This window comes from Oscillibacter sp. CU971, from assembly GCF_905219725.1.
GTDB lineage: Bacteria > Bacillota > Clostridia > Oscillospirales > Oscillospiraceae > Oscillibacter.
In genome coordinates this window covers 1-7,934 of record NZ_CAJMXG010000138.1, presented here as the reverse complement: position 1 = coordinate 7,934, position 7,934 = coordinate 1, and the positions used below count along the sequence as shown (strand labels likewise).

The 7,934-nt window shown below is 62.2% G+C and carries 9 protein-coding genes; 5 read left to right on the top strand and 4 right to left on the bottom strand.

The features are described from left to right. Both JX325_RS10220 and cdd read left to right on the top strand, forming a co-directional pair. Nucleotides 1-1,066, top strand: a 1,066-nt coding sequence (locus tag JX325_RS10220; RefSeq protein WP_204791039.1) for a hydrolase, incomplete at its 5' end; no start/stop codon positions are given. Between the two features lie 16 nt (nt 1,067-1,082). After that, nucleotides 1,083-1,484 carry a cytidine deaminase gene (gene cdd / locus JX325_RS10215; RefSeq protein ID WP_204791038.1) on the top strand — a complete coding sequence of 134 codons (402 nt, stop codon included), beginning with the start codon at nt 1,083-1,085 and terminating at the stop codon, nt 1,482-1,484. A gap of 44 nt (nt 1,485-1,528) precedes the next feature. Here cdd and JX325_RS10210 read toward each other — a convergent pair whose 3' ends face one another. Next, nucleotides 1,529-2,239: an MBL fold metallo-hydrolase gene (locus tag JX325_RS10210; protein ID WP_204791037.1), complete on the bottom strand. Its 711-nt coding sequence runs from the start codon at nt 2,237-2,239 to the stop codon at nt 1,529-1,531. Continuing rightward, nucleotides 2,239-2,550, bottom strand: coding sequence for a YbjQ family protein (locus JX325_RS10205; RefSeq protein WP_204791036.1), 312 nt, complete (start codon nt 2,548-2,550; stop codon nt 2,239-2,241). Before JX325_RS10205 ends, JX325_RS10210 begins: the two co-directional genes overlap by 1 nt. Before the next feature lie 433 nt (nt 2,551-2,983). Here JX325_RS10205 and JX325_RS10200 point away from each other — a divergent pair, with 433 nt between their 5' ends. Continuing rightward, nucleotides 2,984-3,721 carry a PilZ domain-containing protein gene (locus JX325_RS10200; RefSeq protein ID WP_204791035.1) on the top strand — a complete coding sequence of 246 codons (738 nt, stop codon included), beginning with the start codon at nt 2,984-2,986 and terminating at the stop codon, nt 3,719-3,721. A 47-nt stretch (nt 3,722-3,768) separates the two neighbouring features. On the opposite strand, the gene JX325_RS10195 is transcribed toward JX325_RS10200, so the two are convergent. Together JX325_RS10195 and JX325_RS10190 are read right to left on the bottom strand one after the other, a co-directional pair. After that, a complete protein-coding gene (locus JX325_RS10195) occupies nt 3,769-4,023 on the bottom strand; it encodes a hypothetical protein (RefSeq protein ID WP_204791034.1) in 255 nt (84 codons plus the stop codon). Further along, complete coding sequence (locus JX325_RS10190; protein WP_243414038.1) at nt 4,007-4,684, bottom strand: MerR family transcriptional regulator; 678 nt, start codon at nt 4,682-4,684, stop codon at nt 4,007-4,009. Before JX325_RS10190 ends, JX325_RS10195 begins: the two co-directional genes overlap by 17 nt. Before the next feature lie 676 nt (nt 4,685-5,360). Between JX325_RS10190 and JX325_RS10185 the strand changes: the two genes are divergently transcribed. Further along, complete coding sequence (locus tag JX325_RS10185) at nt 5,361-6,527, top strand: phosphoglycerate dehydrogenase (protein ID WP_204791033.1); 1,167 nt, start codon at nt 5,361-5,363, stop codon at nt 6,525-6,527. Between the two features lie 35 nt (nt 6,528-6,562). Continuing rightward, the gene (locus tag JX325_RS10180; protein WP_243414037.1) at nt 6,563-7,378 is read left to right on the top strand and encodes a mechanosensitive ion channel family protein; all 816 of its coding nucleotides are present in this window, start codon (nt 6,563-6,565) and stop codon (nt 7,376-7,378) included. The last annotated feature ends 556 nt before the right edge of the window (nt 7,379-7,934 follow it).

Sequence of the window (7,934 nt, the reverse complement as noted above, 5' to 3'; positions counted from 1 at the left end):
CTATGAAATCAAGGACCCCACCCAGGAGCAGGAGGGTTACGTCCCCTGGACCGGCATTGTAGAGCACCTGTTTTTCCATCCCGTCATCGCCTACCCGGAGCTGGCCTTCGACGGGGATAACCAGGCCAACGGCCTGGACGACTTCATGGTCACCGTGGACGAGTATAATAAAATCCTCCAAAGCGTCTACGACAAGGGCTACGTCCTGGTGGATATCAACAGTGTCTGGAGTGAGGAGGAAGGGGAGGACGGCCCCCATATGGTCCGGAATACCCTCTACCTCCCCGAGGGAAAGAAGCCCCTGATCCTCAGCTACGACGATACGAATTACTATCCCTACATGCTGGAAAACGGCTTTGCCCATAAGCTCATCATCGGGGAGGACCTGAAAATCGCCTCCTACGGCCTGGACCCGGAGGGGAACGAANTAGTCAGCCGGGACCTGGACGCCATCCCCATCCTGGACAAGTTTGTGGAGGAGCACCCGGATTTCTCCCCCTTTGGGGCCAAGGGCTGCCTGAGCCTGACGGGCTATGAGGGCATCCTGGGCTACCGCACCCAGACGGACACCAAGGAGTGGGACNACGCCAAGGAGGCCAACCGCCAGAAGNAGCGGGAGGCCGTCCAGCCCATTGTCGAAGAGCTCCGCCGCACCGGCTGGACCTTCGGAAGCCACACCTGGGGCCACATCCGCCTGGGGGACGGCAACATGACCCGNATCCAGGCGGACACCCAGCGCTGGCTGGACGAGGTGGGAAGCCTGGTGGGGGAGACCGCGATCCTCTTNTACNCCCACGGTGAGCGCCCCGACGGCNACGATTGGACCATAACGGGCCCGGCTTTCCGGTACTTACAGAGCCAGGGCTTCCGGGTCTTCTGCTCCGTAGGCGTGGAGAGCTTCAGCTTCATCAAAAAGGATATCAGCGCCGTTATCTGCGACCGCCTCCACCCGGACGGGACGACTCTGCGCCACTCCCGGGACCGCTATCTCCAATTCTACGACGCCAAGGACATCATAGACTTAGAAGTCCGCCCCCAGAGAGAGGTCTCCTGGACGGAGGAGTAAGAAAGGAGTTTTTTCCATGACAAGAGAAGAACTGAAAGCCGCCGCCGTGGCCATGCTGGACCGGGCCTATATTCCCTATTCCCACTTCCCCGTGGGCGCGNCCCTGGAGTGCTCCGACNGCACGGTTTTCACCGGCTGCAACATCGAGAACGCCGCCTATTCCCCCACCCTCTGCGCCGAGCGGGTAGCTGTCGGCAAGGCCGTCAGCGAGGGCCACCGGGACTTTGTCCGCATCGCGGTGGCGGGCCGGTGCGAGGATTTCTGCGTCCCCNGCGCCGTCTGCCGTCAGGTGCTCTACGAGTTCGCCCCGGACATGGAGATCATCAGCCTCAACGGCAAGGGAGAGGAGCTGTCCCGGACCCTCCGGGAGTTGCTGCCCCACGGCTTCGGCCCGGAATACCTGCTGAAAGAGGAATAAAAAGAAGCCCCTCCGGGAGAACTTCCCGGAGGGGCTTTTCCTTGTCAAAGCGCGAAGACCTGTCCAGGCTCTTTTACCGGCAGTACGCGGTCTGTAAAGGCTGGGTGCTTTTCCAAAAATTTCCTGGTAAAGTCAAACTCGCCCCACTGGTGCATGGGCAGGAAGCGCCGGATCTCCGCCGTTTCGAGGAAATACGCCGGGCCCCAGAAGCCCGCCTCCCCCAGCCGGGGGTCCAGAGGCAGCATCGCCNGATCAATGGTCCGTCCCCGAAGCGCCTCCGCGTATTTTTTAAAGTTGACCTCCATGTTTCGGTTCCAGCCCTTGTCCTCCCCCTCCCAGTGCCACCAGTTCAAATCCCCGGCATGAAAGACGGTCTGCCCGTCCGCCGTCACCAAAAACGCCTCCCCCTCGTCGGTAGAGGGCAGGGCCTCCACCGTGGCCCCAGAGAGCTCCAGCGTCTCCCCGCCCCGGAGGTTCCGGCACTTCTCCGCCGTCTCCGGCGAGACGCCCCAGCGGCTGAGATTCCGGGAGCTGAGCTTGATGTCATGGCCCAGGATAAACCGCACCTCCCGGCTCCCATCGTCCAGGGCAAAAATCCGGGGGTCGAAGTGGTCCGGGTGAACATGGCTGGCAAAGACATACAGGGGGACCCCCGGCTTTATTGCCGGGAGTTCCCCCTTCCACCAGTCGAACAGCAGCGCGGCGGAGTCCAGCTCCGCCAGAAAGCCGCTGTGGTCCAGAAAGGTGACTTGCATTACTTCAGCTTCACCGCCGTGCCGTAGGCCACCACCTCGGCGGCGCCCTGCATCACGGAAGACGAACCGTAGCGGACGTTGACCACCGCGTCGGCCCCCAGGGCCTGGGCCTCGTCCACCATGCGCTTTGTGGCAATCTGCCGGGCCTCGTTGAGCATCTCCGTGTAGCCCGCGATCTCGCCGCCCACCAGGGTCTTCATGCCCGCCATAAAGTCCTTTCCGAAATTCTTGGATTGGACCACCGTCCCCTTCACGATTCCCAGGGCCTCAAATTCTTTTCCGGGTACATAGTCAATATTCAGCAGCAGCATCGGATTCTCCTCCTTCAATTTCTTGAAAACGTTCTTTTAACACCACCAGGGCGGGAATGACCGGCAGTCCGCATCCGCCCGCCNGGGCAGCGAAAAGCNANATTGCCCACCTGGGCAGGTTCGGGATAAAACACAGCGCGCCGAATACGGCGGCGCAGGCCGTCTGAAACAGGACGAACAGCGTCACGCTCAGCAGGGCCTGCCGCCTCAGGCGGCGCTTTTGAAAATTCATGGAGACCGTCACGGCGGTCCCTCCCTTCATCGTATAATGGGGGGGATGAAAATTCCCCCAGAGTTTCCCTCCTCCGTAAAAATGGGGAAGGGCTTGCGGCGGGAAAGGTTTTATGCTATAATGCCCAATAAGCGGCGGTCAAACCAAAGAACCGCCTCCGGCCGGACGGCTTTCCAATCTTTTCGATACAGGTGGTGCGGTATGGGTATCTTTTCATTTTTGAACCGGGACCAGGACCTTGCGGAGTACATTCCCGCTCCGGTAACGCCGGCATTGGAGGAAACGGGCCCGAGCCTCCCCGNGATGTGCAGGGAAATGCCCATCGAGGTGGTGGAGAAGTCCGGCCGGGTGCTGAACACAGGCCTGATTACGGAGTATGGGGGAGCGGAGCTCACCATGGGCCGCCATCCCGGCGGACTGTCCTTTAAAGTCTGCGAACCGGGCAGCACGGTGTATGTCCGGGGCTGNGACAACAAGATGAACCAATTCTATCTCCGGGCCACCGTAGAGGAGTCCTCCCGCATTCTCATGCGGCTGAAGGAGCTGGAGCCNGAGGTCCACGAGNACCACNGGGACACCTTCCGCCNGGCGGTGAACAATGTCCCCATNTCCATTTACTACTTGAACGACGAGCGTTTCGAGCGCCCGGAGGAGTGCAAACTGGTGGACATCAGCACCGGCGGCTGCTGCTTCACCTCGGAGTACCTCCACGGGGAGGGCGAGGTGCTGCGGATCAAGGTTAAGCTGGAGGATTACGTCGCCATGGATTTCATCGGCGAGGTTATCCGGGTGGTGGAGTGCGGGCCCAATGAATTCCGCTGCGGAGTCCTCTTTGCCCAGCTGAAAAAGGAGGAAATCAACTCCCTGACCAAGGTCCTCTTTAACATGCAGCTCGGCAACCGGCGNGAGCACAGCCGCACCGAGGATGGGCACTGGTAAACGCGATCCCCACGGGGCGCTTCTTCGGAGGCGCCCCGTTTTCGCGCTCAGTACCGGCTGGCCTCCTCCTCCTCGCCGCCGTCAATCTCATCCAGCCGCTGGAGCAGGGCCTTGATCACCCCAACGATCACCGCGCCGCCGATAAGCAGATAGGCCGCGAGGAAGATCAAAGGGAAAAAGCCCCCTTCCTCAAAAAGGCCGCCCATGGCCGCCAGAAGCGCCAGGACCAGCGGCCCGACATACAGCACCACCGCCGCAGTGATGACAATGGGGGCGATCTTCTTTTTAGTAGTTTTTCGCATCGTCAATCTCNCCCTTCCCGATTTCCCGAATCCGCTGAACCAGGGCCAGCACCACGCCGCCGCTGATAACCAGGGGAACCAGGGCGATGATCGCCAGCATGAAGGCCGGGGGCGCTTCCTTGGCGCTCAGGGCGGTGAGCCAGAGAATCAGCCCCGCGATGCCCCCCATCAAAAGCAGCATTATCACGGTGATGGCCACCGGGGCCACATAGCGGATGCGGACGTCCTGCCGCTGCTTATTCTGGAAGGTAGCGCCGCTTTGCTCCATGGCTTCCATCTCCTTTAAAATACTGCCCGCGTCCAGATCCCCCAGCCGCTCCTGCCGGTCCGTCAGCCCGGCGCAGAGACGGATAGCCTGCTCCAGGTTGTCCCGGTCCCGCTCCAGGGAGACCAGATGGCGGCGCATGCCGTCTCCCACCGTGTGGACGCCGCTCTGCATCCGGCGGATCTCCTCCAGGGGCACGCCCAGCTTCCGCAGAAGTTTAATTTGGAGGAGCACCTGGACCTCGGCGCCGCCGTAATCCCGATAGCCGTTCTCGCTGTTCCGCCGGGGAGCCAGAAGGCCCTCGGCCTCATAGAAGCGGATGTTCTTTCGGGTAATGCCCACCAGGGCCTCCACCTCGTTTATTTTCAAGTTCCTCACCTCGGTTTTCGGGTTCATGATACACCTTCCAGCAGGGGGAAGGTCAAGAGGAATTTTGTAAATTTCCGAAAAAGAGCGAAAAAGCGCCGGAGGACAGTCCTCCGGCGCTTCCGTCATATGGCGCTCTGGGCCNGCTCCTCCCGTTCCACGNAGAGGTCCGGCCNGGCGGCGGCGATGGTATCCAGCACCTCGTTGGCGCCGGCCAGCTTTTCAAAGGTGAAGTCCTGGTAGAACTCCCCGCCGTCGTAATACAGCCGCAGCCGGGTCACCGGAAGGGCCTTGCCGCAGCAGCCCGTCAGGGGCAGGCTGGTGTTCCGGGTCAGGGCCCTGGTCAGGGAGGCGAAGGAGAGGTACTGCGTCCCGGGGAAGGCCGGGAAGTAGACGGCCTTTTTGCTGAAGCGGTACTGCTCCGCCCGGCGGGCGGTCTTGTAATCCCCGGCGGGGTCCTCCAGGGGACAGGATTTGGCNAGGGGCTTTGGGGTAAAGATCGCCATGGCGTGAACCTCCCGAATGTAATATTAGTCTCAGTATAAGCGTCTTTCTCGAAAAGCTCCATGGCAAAAGCAACACCAGATGGGAAATCCGGTGGAAATGCCACTTGCCCCCGGAGGGAAAGAGGGCTATACTAGTACCGGAAACCCNCCCGGCGGGAATGTTCCCTGAAACATCATCTCTTCAGTATTGGAGGTTTCCCATGTACCGGATTAAAACATTCAACAAAATCGCCCCCCAGGGGCTGGAGCGGCTGGACCCCGCCCNCTATCAGGNGGGGGAAGACGTGGCGGAGGAGGAGGGCATCCTGGTCCGCTCCGCGGGCCTCCTGGACTATCCCTTCCCGGAGAGCCTGCTGGCCATAGCCCGGGCGGGGGTGGGCGTGAACAACATCCCCCTGGAGCGCTGCTCGGAAAAGGGCATTGCCGTTTTCTCCACTCCCGGGGCCAACGCCAACGCCGTGAAGGAGCTGGTCCTCTGCGCCATGCTCATCGCCTCCCGGGACGTCACCGGCGCGGTGCGCTGGGTAAAGAACCAGGCCGCCTCCGGTGTGGAGGTGGAGACGGTGGTGGAGAAGGGCAAGGCCGCCTTCGTGGGCCCGGAGCTCTACCGAAAGACCCTGGGCGTCATCGGCCTGGGGGCCATCGGCTCGCTGGTTGCCAACGTGGCCCTGGATTTGGGCATGGACGTGTACGGCTACGACCCCTTCCTTTCCGTGGACGCCGCCCTGCGGCTGGACCGCCACGTCCATGTGGTCCGGGACGTGAATGAGCTCTATAGAAAGGCGGACTATATCACCGCCCACATCCATTTCAACGAAAAGACCCGCGGCCTGATTGGCGCGGAAGCCTTCGCCGCCATGAAGCCCGGCGTCCGGCTCATCAACCTGGCCCGGGGGGGCATCGTGGACGACGGGGCGCTGCTTGCCGCTCTGGACGNGNGGAAGGTNNCGGCNNATGTTACCGACTTCCCCACCAACAAGCTGGTGGAAAATCCCCATGTGGTAGCCATGCCCCATTTGGGAGCCTCCACCCCGGAGAGCGAGCAGAACGGCGCGGTCATGGCGGCGGAGGAGCNGCGNGACTACCTGGAGAATGGAAACATCAAAAACTCCGTGAACCTCCCCGACGTGTACCTGGACCGGAGCGGGGCCCAGCGGCTCTGCGTCCTCCACAAGAACATCCCTGCCATGCTGGCCAACATCACCGCCCTCCTCAGCCGGGACGGGGTAAACGTGGAAAACCTGAGCAACAAGAGCAAAGGGGACTACGCCTACACCCTGGTGGACCTGGGGGCCAGGGTGGAGCCCGCCGTCCTGGAGGATTTGAAGCGCCTGTCCAACGTCATCCGGGTACGGGTGATTGATTAAATATTTTTTACGAAACTGAATAAGGAGGGACGCCTGTGTTCGATCTGAACGGGGCCCTGGAGCGGTTCGCCGGGAAGCTGGCCCTGGAGAACATTCTGGCCGCCGCCGTCACGCTGCTGGTGTGCATGGTGGCGGTGCGCCTGCTGCTGAAGCTGGCCCGCCGCCTCCTCTGCCGGACGAAGCTGGAAGAGCGCATCCGGCGCTATATCCTGATGCTGGTGAAGCTGGTGCTGTACACCCTTACGGTGGTCTTCACCGCCGGAAGCCTGGGCGTCAACATGACCTCCCTGGTGGCTTTGCTGTCCGTTGGGTCCCTGGGGGTCACCCTGGCGGCGGAGGACGTCCTGGGCAACGTGGCCGGGGGATTGGTGATCTTGTCCTCCCACCCCTTTGCCATCGGGGACTTCATCGAGTCCGGCGGGGTCTCCGGCACGGTGGAGGAGATCAGCCTGAACCACACCCGGCTGATCACGCCGGACGGCCTGACGGCTCTGCTGCCCAACAAGGAATTGGCGGCCTCCAAGGTGACGAACTACACGACCCTGGGCCGAAGGAGAATCGTCTGGAAGATGAGCGCGGCCTATGACGCGCCTACCGAGTCGNTAACGACTGCNTGTTACCGGGCGGTGGAGGCCACGGAGCACATTCTCCCCGACCCGGCCCCGGCGGTGTACCTGACGGCGTTTGGGGAAAGCGGCATTGACTTCACTGTTTACTGCTGGGCGCTGGCGGAGGACTTCTGGACCACCCAGTTCGCCCTGGCGGNAAACCTGCGGGCGGNGTTCGCCAANGCGCAGGNGGAGATACCCTATAACAAGCTGGATGTGCAGATCACAAAAGTNCCAAAATGAGAACAGCCCCGGCGCGTGCAACGCGCCGGGGCTTTCGTTTTTTCATGAACCGGAAAAAGCGTTACTCCACCGGCCCGACGATGGTCCCGCCGCTCTTTTCCTTCTCCAGGCCGTTGGCGATCCGCAAAAGCAAGAAGCCCGTCAGGGTCAGGGCCCCTCCGGCGTAAAGGAGGAGGGAGGAAAGATAGGCGCTGCCATCCGCCAGGGAGGCGGCGCAGAGAACCAGGGACCCGGCGGCGTAAAAGCCGAAGCGCCGGGTCTGCCCCGCCTGAAAGGCGAAGGNGCTGAGCCGGTAAAAGCCCAAGGTCATGAACACCAGGGCCAGCAGCTCCACATAGTACATGGTCAAAGAGGGATTCACGGAGTCGATGCGGTAGGTCAGCACCAGCCGCACCACCAGCGCCGCCACCGGCAGCAGGGTAATGGCGGCGGGGGCCTTGTGCTTCGGCCCGCCCGCCCGGCGGCGGCAGCCTGCCAGCACCGGAAACAGGGACCCGGCGGCCAGAAGGGTCAGCGCCCCCAGCAGCGTCTGCCCCTGGGGTGAGAAGCCCAGCCC

Coding starts and splice junctions, on each gene's coding strand:
- JX325_RS10205 (WP_204791036.1), bottom strand. CDS start 2,550: ATGCTGCTGCTGAATATTGACTATGTACCCGGAAAAGAATTTGAGGCC.
- JX325_RS10195 (WP_204791034.1), bottom strand. CDS start 4,023: ATGCGAAAAACTACTAAAAAGAAGATCGCCCCCATTGTCATCACTGCG.